Consider the following 13,610-nt stretch of genomic DNA (forward strand, 5'->3'; position numbering starts at 1 on the left):
TCGGGTCGGCTGAGTGGCCGATTCTTTCAACAGGACTTCAAGAGGCAGCTCCTTGCAGGACGTCATGTGCGCATCTGAGAAACTCGCCGGCGGGCGTCTGACCATCGACCGCGATGCCATCGCAGCGAACTGGTCCCTTCTGAAGGGGCTCTTGAAGCCGGGTACGGCGTGCGCTGCGACGATCAAGGCCGATGCCTACGGGACCGGCACCACGAGCACGGCACAGCGTTTGTGGGCAGCCGGCTGCACGACGTTTTTCGTTGCCTTGCCAGAGGAAGGCGCCTTGGTCCGCTCGGCGCTGCCTGATGCCACTGTATATGTTCTGGGCGGGCTCTTTTCCGGTGCCGCAACGGACCTTGCGGCCGGCAACCTCATTCCGGTGTTGAACTGTATCGCAGAGGTTCAGGAATGGGCAGACTTTTGCAAAGGTGAAAACAGAGCGTTTCCTGCCGCTCTTCAGCTGAACACAGGCATGAACCGTCTCGGCATGGACCCGGACGAATTCGCAGATGTCATGGCGCAGAAAGACCTGACAGGCAGTTTCGACATTGCCCTGCTCATGACCCATTTGGCCTGCGGCTCCGACCCGGAAGCCCCCCTCAATCGTCAGCAGCTCAATACGTTTATCGCCGCGACCCAGCCCTTCGACCACCTTCCGCGCTCGATGGCCAACTCGGCCGGCGTTTTTCTCGGACCGGACTATCATTTCGATCTCGCACGGCCGGGCATCTCGCTCTACGGCGGCAAGGCACTCGACACCGCTGCGAACGTCATGAACCCCGTTGCCATGGTCGAGGCCCGGGTCATGCAGCTCCGCCACGTGCCCAAGGGCCAGACAATTGGCTACGGCGGGGCGGAGACCGTGACCCGAGACAGCAAGGTTGCGCTGGTTGCGGCCGGTTATGCGGACGGGCTGCATCGCCGCGCCGGATCCAGCGACGATCGACCGGGCGGCTTTGGTGTCATCGGCAACCATAAAGTTCCGCTGATCGGCCGTGTCTCAATGGACATGATCGCTTTGGATGTGACTGACGTTCCAGATGATGCCGTCGCGCGCGGCTCCTTTGTGGAAATGCTCGGCCCTAATGTTGCGGCCTCCGACCTGGCAGCTTATGCCGAGACCATTGACTACGAATATCTCACTGGTCTTGGGCGACGCTATTATCGCCGCTACGCCGCCCTGCCCGCGCCACAAGAGCGCTGAGGAGTTTCAGTCTGATGGCACGCCGTTCCACAAGCTTCGTTTGCCAGTCATGCGGAGCTGTCTATCCCAAGTGGACGGGACGCTGCGAATCCTGCGGCGAGTGGAACTCCATCGTCGAAGAACAAGTCAGTGGCGGTGTTGGTGGCGGTCCGGCCAAGACCAAACCGAGTAAGGGCCGTATCGTTCCCTTGGTCGGGCTTCAGGGGGACACCAAGGAAGCCCCCAGGATCAAGAGCGGAATCAAGGAACTCGACCGGGTCACCGGCGGAGGCTTCGTCCGTGGTTCGGCTCTGCTCGTCGGCGGTGACCCTGGTATTGGCAAGTCGACGCTCCTGATCCAGGCCGCTGCCGCGTTCGCCCGTCTGGGGCACAAGGCTGTTTATATCTCCGGCGAGGAAGCCATCGGCCAGGTGCGTCTGCGCGCGGAGCGCCTCGGTCTTACCGATGCGCCGGTGGCTCTTGCAGCTGAAACCAGCGTCGAGGACATATTGGCCACCCTGCAGGATGGCGAACCGCCTGCCCTGTTGATCCTGGATTCAATCCAGACCCTGTGGACCGAACAGGCCGATTCTCCTCCTGGAACAGTGACCCAGGTTCGCGCGTCAGCCCAGGCGATGGTCCGCTATGCCAAGAAGTTCGGCACGACTCTTGTTCTCGTCGGCCACGTCACCAAGGACGGTCAGATTGCAGGACCGCGGGTCGTGGAACATATGGTCGATGCCGTTCTTTACTTCGAAGGCGATGGCGCGCATCAATTCCGAATTCTGAGATCGGTGAAAAACCGTTTCGGAGCCACCGATGAGATCGGTGTCTTCGAAATGACCGGTTCCGGTCTCTCGGAAGTAGCAAATCCTTCGGCGCTTTTCCTGGGTGAACGATCGACCAACTCGCCGGGTGCTGCCGTTTTCGCCGGGCTAGAAGGGTCGCGTCCCCTGCTGATTGAGGTGCAGGCACTCGTCGCCCCCTCGCCGCTCGGCACACCCCGGCGCGCCGTGATCGGCTGGGACTCTGCCCGCCTTTCGATGATCCTGGCCGTGCTGGAAGCGCGCTGCGGGGTTCGCTTTTCTCAGCACGACGTCTATCTGAATGTCGCCGGAGGGCTTAAAATCAATGAACCGGGAGCGGATCTGGCTGTCGCGGCGGCGCTTGTCTCCTCACTCAGCGGGCTTGCCCTCCCGGCCAATTGCGTCTATTTCGGCGAGATCAGTCTGTCGGGAGCGATACGACCTGTTGCTCAGGCGCAATCAAGGCTGAAAGAAGCCCATAAACTGGGTTTCGACAAGGCATTCTGTCCGAAGGGAAACCTGAAAGACGGAAGGCGTACGGATTTCGCGGCGACGGGCCTCGAGGAACTCGGGGGTTTCATCGCCAAAATTGCGGCAAAGGGTGGTTCGGGCGCAGACGCCTGAGTATCAAAACCCATTGCCTTATGAAGCCGACCCGGCGCATGACGCGCCGTGGCAGGCCCGGACCGGGGACTGAACAGACACATGCCGATCACGCTGCTCGACGGAATACTTCTCGTCATCATGCTCATCTCGGCTGTGCTGGCCATGATCCGCGGTTTTGTGCGTGAGGTCCTGTCCATCGCGTCCTGGGTCGCAGCCGCTGCTGCCGCCTTCCTCCTCTACAAGCAGGTTCTGCCCTACGCGAAGCAGTATATCGCTCACGACCTCGTGGCGCTCGGCGCATCCGTCGCCGTCGTCTTTATCGTGACGCTGTTGATCGTCTCCTACATCACCATGCGGATTTCCGACTTCGTTCTGGACAGCCGGATCGGCGCTCTGGACCGGACACTCGGTTTCGTCTTCGGAGCCGTGCGCGGCATGCTGCTCGTCGTCGTGGCGCTGATGTTCTTCAACTGGTTCGTTCAGCCGGAACAGCAGCCGAATTGGGTGCTCAAGGCGAAGTCCCGCCCGATCCTGATTTCCGTGGGAGAACGGCTTGTAGCCGTGCTGCCAGAGGATCCCGAGCGCGCAATCATGGACAAGCTTCGCGATGGCAACGCCGCTGGCACGACAGGTGGCGAGGGTGAAGGCGAGGAAGAAGCTGGATACAGTGCTTCCGAACGGCAAGGGCTAGAACAGCTCACCACCGGCAGCAACTGATCCCAGACCGGAGCGGTAAAACGCTCGTGGTCCAGCGCCGACGTTACGATTTACGATGCCCTGCGCGGCTTGACGCGTGGTAACACAAGGAGCTTCGCCATGCTGGGCGAGACCGATCTCAATGAGTGCTTCGATCCCAATGCCGACCGGCTGCAGGAAGAGTGTGGCGTCTTCGGCGTCCTCGGTCATGAGGACGCAAGTGCGCTGACTGCACTCGGGCTTCATGCCCTGCAGCACCGTGGCCAGGAAGCTGCCGGCATCGTCACCTACGACAATGACCAGTTCCGCGCCGAGCGCCATCTCGGGCTTGTTGGCGATCACTTCTCCAACGCCGAGACCATGGCCCGGCTGACAGGCATGGCCGCCATTGGGCATGTGAGATACTCCACAAGCGGCGAGACGATCCTGCGCAACGTGCAACCGCTGTTCGCGGAACTCGAAGGCGGCGGCATCTCGATCTGTCACAATGGACATTTCACCAATGCCATGACGCTGCGCCGGCAGCTCATTCAAGACGGTGCAATCTGCCAGTCCACGTCGGATTCCGAAGTTGTTCTTCAGCTTCTGGCCCGTTCTCGTGAAAAGAAAATCGTCGACCGCTTTGTCGAGGCGATTTCCAAAATGGAAGGCGCCTACGCGCTGGTCGCTTTGACGCGCAAGAAACTGATCGGCGCGCGCGACCCCTTCGGCATTCGCCCTCTTGTTCTCGGCGACCTCAATGGCGCGCCCGTGCTTGCCTCGGAGACCTGTGCACTAGACATCATCGGCGCCACCTTCATTCGCGAGATCGAAAACGGCGAAGTGATCGTGTGCACGCCGGGCGGCATCGAATCCTTCTTCCCCTTTGGCAAGCGCCCTGCCCGTCCGGACATCTTCGAATACATCTATTTTTCACGCCCCGATTCGATCCTGGGCGGACGCAGCGTCTATGACGTGCGCAAGGAGTTCGGCCGAGAGCTCGCGCGTGAGGCACCGGTTGAAGCCGATGTGGTGGTGCCGGTTCCCGATTCCGGTGTGCCTGCGGCCCTCGGCTATTCCCAGGAAGCTGGCATTCCCTTCGAACTGGGCATCATTCGAAACCACTACGTCGGCCGTACCTTCATCGAGCCGACGCAAGCGATCCGGACGCTTGGCGTCAAGCTGAAGCATTCGGCCAACAGGAGCCAGATCGAAGGCAAGCGTGTCGTTCTGATCGATGACAGTCTGGTGCGCGGAACGACTTCGGTGAAGATCGTCCAGATGATCCGCGATGCGGGTGCCTCGGAAGTTCACTTCCGCCTGTCCAGCCCTCCGATCCGCTATTCGGACTATTACGGCATCGACACTCCGGTTCGTGAAAAGCTTCTTGCTGCCAAATACAATCTGGAAGAAATGCGCAACTACATCGGCGCAGACACGCTGGCGTTCCTGAGTGTTGACGGCGTCTACCGGGCCATGGGCCATGAGGGACGCGACAAGACCAACCCGCAGTTCACCGATCATTGCTTTACCGGCGACTACCCAACTCCGCTTACGGATCTGTCCGAAGAACAGGAGTTCACCCAAACGCCCCGTCTGGTCGAAGTAGGCTGAGGAAGCTGAATGTCTCAAGATTTTGAAGGTCAGGTGGCGGTCGTCACCGGTGCGTCTCGCGGCATCGGCTATCAGATTGCCAAGGAGCTGGGTCGCCGCGGCGCGCACGTCATCGCCATTGCCCGGACCGTTGGCGGACTGGAAGAGCTGGACGACGACATCAAGGCCGCAGGCGGCCAATCTGCGACGCTGGTTCCTGTCGACCTGACAGACTATGACGCGCTTGATCGGCTTGGCGCAGCTATCTACGAGCGATGGCAGAAGCTCGACATTCTTGTCGGCAACGCTGGTCAGCTTGGTGTTCTCGCGCCGCTCGGGCATATCAGCCCGAAAGACTTCGACAAGGTCATGGGCGCGAACGTGACGGCCAACTGGCGCTTGATCCGCTCGCTTGACCCACTTCTGCGTCAGTCACCTGCCGGGCGCGCTGTGTTCATGACATCTCACCACGCTCGCGAGGCAACGCCGTTCTGGGGTCTTCAGTCGATCTCCAAGGCCGCTCTGGAGGCCATGGTGCGGACCTATGCCCATGAGACCGAGAAAACCGCGCTTCGCGTCAATCTCTTCGATCCGGGACCGGTTCGCACAGGATTGCGCGCCAAAGCCATGCCGGGAGAAGACCCCGGAAAGCAGCCCCAGCCGACGGAGATCGTGCCAGACCTGCTGAAGATGCTCGGCAGCGAGGTCACTGCGACCGGCCACCTTTATGATCGCTCACTCGGCACACTCAAGGCTCTTTAGAAGCTCTATTCCTCTTCAGAAATAAAAAAGGCGCGTCCCGAGCGGGCGCGCCTTTTTTTGTTCTGACGTGCTTATGGAAGACCGGTGATCGATGGCGCTATCGCCGCGGACCGAAAGACGCTTCGACAATTTCAGCAATGTCCTTGAAGACACCAGGACCGCCAACAACAACGCGGGTGCCGTTGGCCAGCGTATGGTCGGCATCATAGGGCGCAACCATACCGCCAGCTTCTTCGGTGATCAGCATGCCGGCCAGGCAGTCCCAGGCGTTCATGTGGGATTCGCAATAGCCGATGAGACGGCCGGAAGCGGCATAGGCCAGCATGAGGCCACCGGAGGCATTACGGAAGAAAACACCGCCCTTGGAGACCAGCGCGCCGATGCAGTTGATTGCGTCGCTGGCTTCGGACCGTCCATTGAAGCCGACGCCCAGGGAGCCATTTGACAAGCTGTCGCTGTCTGTGACCTTGATGGCTCTGTCATTCAAGAAAGCGCCTTCGCCTTTGGCGGCGTGGAAGGTCTCGTTGGCATTGGGATCATGAATGACGCCAACGACGGTTTCTCCGTTGTGAACGCAGGCAATGATCACGCACCATTGCGGGATACCTGAAACGAAATTGGCAGTCCCATCAATGGGATCGATAACCCATGTGTAGCCAGACGTGCCTTCGACACGACCGTGCTCTTCACCGACGATGCCGTCCTGCGGATAGGCCGCAGCCAGCTCCTTGCGAACCAGGGTTTCCACGTCGCGATCGGCTTCGGACACCAGATCCTGATGACCTTTTTTCGTTACCGTCAGGGTCTCGAGGCGGCGGAAGTAATCCATTCCCAGTTCACCGGCCTTGCGGGCCAGGGTTGCGGCAAATTCGAGCCGTTCGGACGCCATCAAATGTCTCCTTGAAGGGAAATGTGAAGAAAGGAACAGGAAGGCCCCGCAGGCGGGGCCGCTATCACTTAAGTGTCTTTTGCGACGGAAAGTTGACTATTGAATCTTGCGTTTTTTCTTCACCGCGTAAGGATTCTCGCCCTTTCGGTAGGAAAGGCGGATCGGCGTTCCGTGAATATTGAACGTCTCACGCAGCTTGTTCACAAGATATCGCGTGTAGCTCTCGGGCAACTGCTCGGGACGGGACGCAAAAGCAACGAAGTGCGGTGGCCGGGTCTTCGCTTGTGTCATGTAGCGAAGACGGACGCGGCGGCCGGCAACTGCAGGCGGCGGATGGTTGATCGTGACCTTGTCCAGCCAGCGATTGAGCTTCGACGTGGAAACGCGGGAGTTCCAAGCCTCATACGCCTTGAAGACGCTTTCAAACAGCTTGTCGATGCCCTGCCCCTGAATACCGGACATGGTGACGATCTGAACACCGCGGATCTGATTGAAATAGCGCTCGTTCGCATCCTTGATGCGTTTCCAGGCCTCTTCCCGGTCCTCGATCAGATCCCACTTGTTGATTGCAACGACAAGCGCACGGCCTTCTCTGGCGACCAGTTCGATGATCTGAAGGTCCTGCTTCTCGAAGGAATTGGTCGCGTCCAGCGTGATCACCACGACCTCAGCGAACTTGATCGCACGAAGGGCATCTGCAACGGACAGCTTTTCCAGCTTCTCCTGAACCCGCGCCTTGCGGCGGATGCCCGCCGTGTCGAACAGCTTGATATGGCGATCATGCCATTGCCATTCGACGGAAATGGAATCGCGAGTGATCCCCGCCTCCGGTCCCGTCAGCATACGGTCTTCGCCAAGCATCGAGTTGATCAGTGTCGACTTTCCCGCGTTGGGTCGTCCAACGATCGCAACCCGCAAGGGGCGCTCGGTGGTGCCAACCGGCTCGTCTTCCTCGAGCGGCTCCCCATCTTCGTCAACTGCGATGTTGGTGCGCGCCTCTTCGACTTCGGCACCCGCAGCCGCCAAAGCCTCTTCCTCATCGATCCGATCGACCAGCGGTTTCAGCGCGTCATAGAGGTCAGACAGGCCTTCGCCATGCTCTGCGGAAATTCCGATTGGATCGCCCAGACCTAGGGAGAAGGATTCGTAGAGACCGCTCTCCCCGGCCTTTCCTTCCGCCTTGTTGGCGAGAAGGATCACAGGTGTAGTGGTCTTGCGCGCGACTTCCGCGAAATGCGCATCCAGCGGCGTGACGCCGGCGCGGGCATCAATGACGAAGAGAACCGCGTCGGCTTCGACGATGGCTTCTTCTGTCTGATGGCGCATGCGGCCTTCAAGACTCGCATTGTCGGCGTCCTCAAGACCCGCCGTGTCAACAATCGTAAAACGCAGATCGCCAAGGCGAGCATCGCCCGGCCGACGATCACGCGTCACGCCAGGCGTGTCATCCACCAGGGCCAGCCGTTTGCCGACAAGACGATTGAACAACGTGGACTTGCCGACATTCGGCCGTCCGATGATGGCGACTTTTGCGCCCACGATCATTACTCCTGATAAGCCGCGCTGACCCGGCGTCCGGGTCAGTTAAATGCGGCGACGGCGTCATCGCCGTCCAAAACGATCATCCGCCCACCGGCAACGATCGGGGTCACATAGACCTTGGTCTTGACGTCATAGGTGGCCATGATGTTGCCAGACGTGGCATCAACCATCGCCATCCGTCCGTCGCTGGATATAGCGACAAGAGCGCCATTCGCAAGCACCGGACCAGCCCAGTTGCGGCGTTTCTTCTTTTTCTCGGGCCGCGGCAAGGTCGTTGCCCAAAGCGTTTCGCCCGACTTGCGATCCAGAGCGACCATGCGGTCATCCAGATCGATCATGAACAGTGCATTGCCCGATACGACCGGCGTATGCACGCTGCCCAGGTCCTGTTCCCAGAGCCTTTCGCCCGCCTTCAGGTTCGACGCAATTGTGCGCCCGGCAACTCCGGTCGCATAGACCGTATTGCCGGAAACAATCGGGCTTGCCGAAACATCTGCAAGACCGGACACGGCGAGTGTACGGAAGCCACGCGCGACGCCGTCGATCCAGGCCGGTTCACCGGTCTTGATATCGAGGGCCATGATTTCTCCAGAGGAGAACGGAACGACGACACGATTGCCGGAAATCGCCGGGCTCGCGGACGACAGGACGCCTGCCGTTTCCTCGATGCCGACGTAATTCCAGGCTTCGGTGCCATCTTCCTGATTCAAGGCATAGACTTCGTTGGACTGGGTCACGACGATGACAAGCCCATTGCCTGCAACAGGCGCGCCACGTGCCGGCGTGCCCAGCTCACCGGTCCATAAAACCTGGCCGGATGCGGCATCAAGCGCTGCAACCTGCTGATAGCCGGTCGCCGCATAAACGATGTTCCCGGAAACAACGACACCGCCGCCAGGTGCAACATCCTTCTCGCCTTCCGGACGCAGGGCCCGTGTCCAGAGGCGTGCACCGCCGGTGCTGAACGCAATGACATCGCCATTGGGCTTGTAAACAAAGATACGTCCCGCCGCACTGACCGGGCGCGCGGAGCCACGCAGGGCATCCGAAGTAAAGCTGCCGCCTGATGCGCCAATCGATGCGCGCCAGACGCGCGAGCCCGAGATACTGACCGCGATATTACCCGGGTCATTGGTCAGACCGCCGCCAGCTGTCGTCCAGTCCTGGCCACCAGTGGCTTTGCCAACCGACGCGGCACGGCCCTCCACAACGGCGGCCGGATCAGCGCCGTCAAAGACGGGTTTGCGCTCTCCGGCGAGTGTCTTTTCCTTGGAAAACGGATTCAGGCTATCGGAGAATTCGGAAACGCTGCCGCAGCCGGACAGAAGCAATGAAAACGCCACAGCCGCGCCGAACGCGCGCGCAGCCGCCAGACCAGAACGTTGTATCACTGGGCAGCTCCGTCGCTATCGTCGGCCGCGCCAAAGGCCGCGTCAATCACTTGTGAGAGAATCCCGACACGGCGCGCGACATCTGTCGGCGTTGCCGGATCGTCTTCCAGAGCTGCGATCCAGGATCGCGCCGTATCAACATCGCCAGCTTTCCATGCCGCAACAGCGAGAATTTCACGAGCCGCTGCACGGAAAGGGCCATCCTCTCCGGTCAGGCCTTCCACCCGGTCGGCAACCCCGGCATAGTCTTCCGAGTCGACAGCCACATAAGCCGCACGCAGGCTCGCAATATCGCGCAGGGTGCTGTCAACGCTGCTGTCGCGGGACAGCGCATCAAATTCGGCCAGAGCCTCGGTGGTCCGCTCTTCGCGAACCATGTCGGTGGCCGCACGCAACTTTGCCAGTGCCGGATAGCCGCCTGTTGCATCCGACAGTTCAGCGAACATCTGCTCCGCCTGCGCAACATCTCCGCTTTCGGACAGACGCACGGCTTCAAAGAATGCATCGCCAGCCTGCTGAGACTGGTTTTCCTGCCAATAGAGCCAGCCCCGGTACCCGCCGGTACCGACGACGATCAAGACAGCAGCTGCGATAACCCAGGGGCCGAGGCGATCCCATAGCCGACGGTACTTCTCCTGGCGGATGTCTTCATCGACCTCACGAAAAATATCGGACATGCGTGTCTTGTTCCTGCATTCAAGTTTGTTATGCCGACCGCAATCGCCTCGCGGCGACAAATCAGTTGGCCAGCGCGACACAATATCGACATGCCTCCCAGGAGGCAAACGCCAGTATCGGCTTCTTTTCAACGGTTTGATGGCGCAAGTTAGGCAAGGAGACGATTTATTTCCAAGCCCTTCTGCACCAAGCTTTCCCGTGCTTACGTCAAGGGGTAGCCAATGACAAGCTCATGGCCCTTCCAGACGAACAAACCATAGGCCACAAGTCCCGCCAAAATGACGAATATTTCCAGATAGGGACGGTCCTGATCAAGGCTGACCGAAACGACCGGGCCTTCCTCGACGCGCCTCTTCAGGGAAATCCGATCGACCACTGCCCAGACAAGAAAACTTCCGAACAGGAGCACTGACGCCAGATCTCCGCGCACAAGAAGGTGCGAAAAAGCCCAGAGCTTGATTGCAATCAGCATCGGGTGACGAAACGTTCTCTTGATACGACCCTGCACATAGGCCCCGATGAGCAGAATGAAGACCGGGATCATGAACAGCATGACCACATGCCGGGTCCATTCAGGCGGATCATAGAGCACCGGAAGATCCTCAACGCGCGCTGCGCCATATCCGGTGATGATTAAATACAGGCCGACAGCCGAGATCAGGGAAAAGGCGATCCGATACGCTGCCCCGCCGAAGCGTCCGATCAAATTTTCCCGAGTTTGAACAAACATCGGCAGACAGTGAATGCCGAGAAAAACGGCAAGGCCGATAACAAGCGCGTACATGAACCACTCTCCCAAGTTCGTCCTGGCCGAACAGTCGGCAAAGACGATGGGAACGTCAAGCATGGTGTTCAACGCGACCACCAGATCAAAGGTTCGTGCCACGCCCATGCACAAAAAGCCGCTCAATCGCGCCAACTTTCGTCCCAAACAGCAACGACTCTACAATTGAAACAAGCATTTGTTTAGATTCCAGGACTACACTCTGTTCTTCGATATTTTCGGGATCAAAGCCATGTCTGACGGACAGGACACAATCGAAGAACGACGTAGCGGCCCTCGCAAACGAACCCTGAAATCGGGACGCATCGTTTTTGGCGGCCTTTCCCAGGTTTTCAACTGCACAATTCGCAACACGAATGAGGATGGCGCGCTTTTGATGCTGCCGAACTCCTTTGGAGTGCCCGGTGCATTCCTGCTCTATGTCGACAACGAATGTACGCGGCGGCCGGTGGAAGTCGTGTGGCGCAAGGAAGATCGCATGGGCGTGCGGTATACTGGCCCAGCAGAAAGCACGTTGAAACGCGCTTCCTAGAAAATCAGCTTGATGAGTTTGCAAACGGCAGCGCCCTATAAGCGCTGCCGTTTTTTGTTTCCCAACTGGTGTTCGCGCTCCAGGTTCAACCAGCCCTGAAGCGCGAGGAAAAGCGTCAGCGCAGCATCGCCAGCGCTTCGTCCTTGCCAAGGCTTGCAGGCCGCGAGCACGGCGTCTCGATGTCCACAAAGCTTCCGGTTTCGCCCGATTTCAGGATAGAGGTCATCACATCGACCGCATGAAGTGCCCTGTCGAGGGAACAGCGATAATCCCGACCCTCAACAAGAGCCTGCGCCATATCTGCCAGTCCGGCCGCCCGGTAGTTGGCCTTCTTACCGTCGCCATGTTCCTCATTCGGGATACCGAAGGGATGACCGTCATCCGCCAGCGTCTCCGCCTGGCCATCACTGCCCGTCAGGACAACATCTCCGCCGAAGAAGTTCGGGTCGGGAACATAGAGCGACCCTTCCGTGCCATATAGCTCCATGTTTTCATGGCGATGTGCCCAGACATCCCAACTCGCCGACAGGGTGATGGTCGCCCCGTTTTCGAACTCGAGCAACGCATGGATGTTGGTTGGTGTCTTGACCGGAATTTTCTCGCCCGCTCTAGGCTGGCTTGAAATCGTTCGTGTCGGCGTTGCCATGGATGTCAGGGCCGCGACCCGCTTCACCGGCCCTACAAGATTGACCAGATTGGCGATGTAGTAGGGCCCGAGATCCAGGACAGGCCCGCCACCTGGCAGAAAGAAAAAGTCCGGGTTCGGGTGCCATTGCTCCATGCCGTGGCTCATGACATGGCATGTGCCGGAGGTGATCTTGCCAACGCGGCCTTCATCGATCGCGCGGCGCGCCCGCTGATGCGCACCGCCCATGAAGGTGTCAGGTGCGGAGCCAACCTTCAGGCCCTTTTCCGACGCAAGTTTCTGCATGGCCTTGCCGTCCTCCAGGGTCAGCACCAGGGGCTTTTCCGAGTAAACGTGCTTTCCGGCAGAGAGGATCTCCTTCGTGACCGGCCAGTGGGCATCGGGGATGGTCAGGTTGACCACGATGTCGATGTCATCGGCCCCCAGAAGGTCGTGCACCGTGTCCGCACGCACACCGTATTCGGTGCCTCGTAATTCAGCGGCGTCGCGATTGAGGTCTGCACAGGCGCGCACCTCCACGCCCTTGAACAGCGGCAGAAACTTGAAATAGGTGGTGGAGATGTTTCCGCATCCGATGATGCCCACGCCAAGAGTGTCACTCATATTCTTGCCTTACCAGGTCTGAGAGGCTTCGATGGAACGCTGCGCGAAACGGGTCGCATCGCTTGGCTTGTCGTGCTCCATGATGAACAACTGCGCCTTTGTGGCCTTCAGGGTTTCGTTGAGCTTTTTCCAGTCCATCGTGCCCTGGCCGACATCCGCCCAGCCATCTTCGTCCTCGCACTCTCCGTTCGGAGCAATGTCCTTCACGTGAACGGCGCTCAGACGGTCGCCATAGGCCTCGATCCATTCGAACGGGTCGCCGCCACCGCGCACGATCCAGGCGATATCAGCTTCCCAGCTGATGTTTGGCGCGTTGTCCAAAATGAGTTTCATCGGGACAGAGCCATCAGCCAGCGGCACGAACTCGAAATCGTGGTTGTGCCAACCGAAGATCATGCCACGGGCACCATAGCGCCCGCCGAGGGCCTCAAGGCGTTTTGCGAAGGCGATCCAGCCCGCCGCATCTGCTGGCCGATCGCTGGCGTCCAGATAAGGGCAATAGATGTGTGTGATGCCGAGAGCCGATGCGATCTCGCAGACTTTTGCCTCGTCCTCTTCGAGCATCTGGATCGAGAAATGGCCTGAAGGCATGGTCAAGCCCGCCGCGTCGAGCGCAGCTCGCGTCGCGCCGGTGTCCTCATAGACACCGCCGTAGCCTTCCACCTGCGCATACCCTGCATCGGCCACCATTTTCAAAGTGTCGGTCAGCGGGGGAAACTCACGCGCACTGTAGAGCTGAAACGAATAATCGCTCATGGTCGATCTCCTAATGTAGGCCGTGGGGCCCTGTCTCAATTGGATGAGCCTGCCGTCCGGGGCGCTGGAGGGTAGACACCCGACCGGCAGGCTTCAGGTCCGCGGATGAATGCGGACCGTGTGGGTCTGCCTGGTGCCCAGGCAGAATTTCGCGGGACGCAGAG

The 13,610-nt window shown here is 59.6% G+C and carries 13 protein-coding genes; 6 read left to right on the forward strand and 7 right to left on the reverse strand.

All coding sequences use genetic code 11. The features are described from left to right. The first annotated feature begins 64 nt into the window (after nucleotides 1-64). The 5 genes from alr to ABJZ52_RS21105 all read left to right on the forward strand — a co-directional run bounded on the left by alr (nucleotide 65) and on the right by ABJZ52_RS21105 (nucleotide 5,625). Nucleotides 65-1,204 carry an alanine racemase gene (alr, locus tag ABJZ52_RS21085; RefSeq protein WP_348200013.1) on the forward strand — a complete coding sequence of 380 codons (1,140 nt, stop codon included), beginning with the start codon at nucleotides 65-67 and terminating at the stop codon, nucleotides 1,202-1,204. A gap of 14 nt (nucleotides 1,205-1,218) precedes the next feature. Next, nucleotides 1,219-2,613: a DNA repair protein RadA gene (radA, locus tag ABJZ52_RS21090; protein ID WP_348186695.1), complete on the forward strand. Its 1,395-nt coding sequence runs from the start codon at nucleotides 1,219-1,221 to the stop codon at nucleotides 2,611-2,613. A gap of 81 nt (nucleotides 2,614-2,694) precedes the next feature. Further along, entirely contained in the window at nucleotides 2,695-3,312 is a 618-nt protein-coding gene (locus tag ABJZ52_RS21095; protein WP_348186697.1) for a CvpA family protein, read from the forward strand. 99 nt (nucleotides 3,313-3,411) lie between these two features. Continuing rightward, a complete protein-coding gene (gene purF / locus ABJZ52_RS21100; protein ID WP_348186699.1) occupies nucleotides 3,412-4,884 on the forward strand; it encodes an amidophosphoribosyltransferase in 1,473 nt (490 codons plus the stop codon). A 9-nt stretch (nucleotides 4,885-4,893) separates the two neighbouring features. Next, entirely contained in the window at nucleotides 4,894-5,625 is a 732-nt protein-coding gene (locus ABJZ52_RS21105; RefSeq protein WP_348186701.1) for an SDR family NAD(P)-dependent oxidoreductase, read from the forward strand. 97 nt (nucleotides 5,626-5,722) lie between these two features. Here ABJZ52_RS21105 and ABJZ52_RS21110 read toward each other — a convergent pair whose 3' ends face one another. From ABJZ52_RS21110 to ABJZ52_RS21130, 5 genes are all read right to left on the reverse strand, one after another. Further along, nucleotides 5,723-6,514, reverse strand: coding sequence for an inositol monophosphatase family protein (locus ABJZ52_RS21110; protein ID WP_348186703.1), 792 nt, complete (start codon nucleotides 6,512-6,514; stop codon nucleotides 5,723-5,725). A gap of 96 nt (nucleotides 6,515-6,610) precedes the next feature. Continuing rightward, a complete protein-coding gene (gene der / locus ABJZ52_RS21115; protein ID WP_348186705.1) occupies nucleotides 6,611-8,053 on the reverse strand; it encodes a ribosome biogenesis GTPase Der in 1,443 nt (480 codons plus the stop codon). Between the two features lie 41 nt (nucleotides 8,054-8,094). Next, nucleotides 8,095-9,447: a PQQ-binding-like beta-propeller repeat protein gene (locus ABJZ52_RS21120; RefSeq protein ID WP_348186707.1), complete on the reverse strand. Its 1,353-nt coding sequence runs from the start codon at nucleotides 9,445-9,447 to the stop codon at nucleotides 8,095-8,097. Further along, nucleotides 9,444-10,124, reverse strand: coding sequence for a tetratricopeptide repeat protein (locus ABJZ52_RS21125; protein WP_348186709.1), 681 nt, complete (start codon nucleotides 10,122-10,124; stop codon nucleotides 9,444-9,446). The genes ABJZ52_RS21120 and ABJZ52_RS21125 overlap by 4 nt, the downstream gene beginning before the upstream one ends. A 203-nt stretch (nucleotides 10,125-10,327) precedes the next feature. Then, nucleotides 10,328-11,044: an NnrU family protein gene (locus ABJZ52_RS21130; protein ID WP_348186711.1), complete on the reverse strand. Its 717-nt coding sequence runs from the start codon at nucleotides 11,042-11,044 to the stop codon at nucleotides 10,328-10,330. Nucleotides 11,045-11,141: 97 nt separating this feature from the next. On the opposite strand from ABJZ52_RS21130, the gene ABJZ52_RS21135 reads away from it, so the two are divergent. Next, the gene (locus tag ABJZ52_RS21135) at nucleotides 11,142-11,441 is read left to right on the forward strand and encodes a PilZ domain-containing protein (RefSeq protein ID WP_348186713.1); all 300 of its coding nucleotides are present in this window, start codon (nucleotides 11,142-11,144) and stop codon (nucleotides 11,439-11,441) included. 115 nt (nucleotides 11,442-11,556) lie between these two features. On the opposite strand, the gene ABJZ52_RS21140 is transcribed toward ABJZ52_RS21135, so the two are convergent. Both ABJZ52_RS21140 and ABJZ52_RS21145 read right to left on the reverse strand, forming a co-directional pair. After that, a complete protein-coding gene (locus ABJZ52_RS21140; protein WP_348186715.1) occupies nucleotides 11,557-12,690 on the reverse strand; it encodes a Gfo/Idh/MocA family oxidoreductase in 1,134 nt (377 codons plus the stop codon). A gap of 9 nt (nucleotides 12,691-12,699) precedes the next feature. Further along, nucleotides 12,700-13,446 carry a sugar phosphate isomerase/epimerase gene (locus ABJZ52_RS21145; protein WP_348186717.1) on the reverse strand — a complete coding sequence of 249 codons (747 nt, stop codon included), beginning with the start codon at nucleotides 13,444-13,446 and terminating at the stop codon, nucleotides 12,700-12,702. Nucleotides 13,447-13,610 lie beyond the last annotated feature (164 nt).

Source organism: Roseibium sp., assembly GCF_039982295.1.
GTDB lineage: Bacteria > Pseudomonadota > Alphaproteobacteria > Rhizobiales > Stappiaceae > Roseibium.

Coding starts and splice junctions, on each gene's coding strand:
- alr (WP_348200013.1), top strand. CDS start 65: ATGTGCGCATCTGAGAAACTCGCCGGCGGGCGTCTGACCATCGACCGC.
- radA (WP_348186695.1), top strand. CDS start 1,219: ATGGCACGCCGTTCCACAAGCTTCGTTTGCCAGTCATGCGGAGCTGTC.
- ABJZ52_RS21095 (WP_348186697.1), top strand. CDS start 2,695: ATGCCGATCACGCTGCTCGACGGAATACTTCTCGTCATCATGCTCATC.
- purF (WP_348186699.1), top strand. CDS start 3,412: ATGCTGGGCGAGACCGATCTCAATGAGTGCTTCGATCCCAATGCCGAC.
- ABJZ52_RS21105 (WP_348186701.1), top strand. CDS start 4,894: ATGTCTCAAGATTTTGAAGGTCAGGTGGCGGTCGTCACCGGTGCGTCT.
- ABJZ52_RS21110 (WP_348186703.1), bottom strand. CDS start 6,514: ATGGCGTCCGAACGGCTCGAATTTGCCGCAACCCTGGCCCGCAAGGCC.
- ABJZ52_RS21125 (WP_348186709.1), bottom strand. CDS start 10,124: ATGTCCGATATTTTTCGTGAGGTCGATGAAGACATCCGCCAGGAGAAG.
- ABJZ52_RS21135 (WP_348186713.1), top strand. CDS start 11,142: ATGTCTGACGGACAGGACACAATCGAAGAACGACGTAGCGGCCCTCGC.
- ABJZ52_RS21140 (WP_348186715.1), bottom strand. CDS start 12,690: ATGAGTGACACTCTTGGCGTGGGCATCATCGGATGCGGAAACATCTCC.
- ABJZ52_RS21145 (WP_348186717.1), bottom strand. CDS start 13,446: ATGAGCGATTATTCGTTTCAGCTCTACAGTGCGCGTGAGTTTCCCCCG.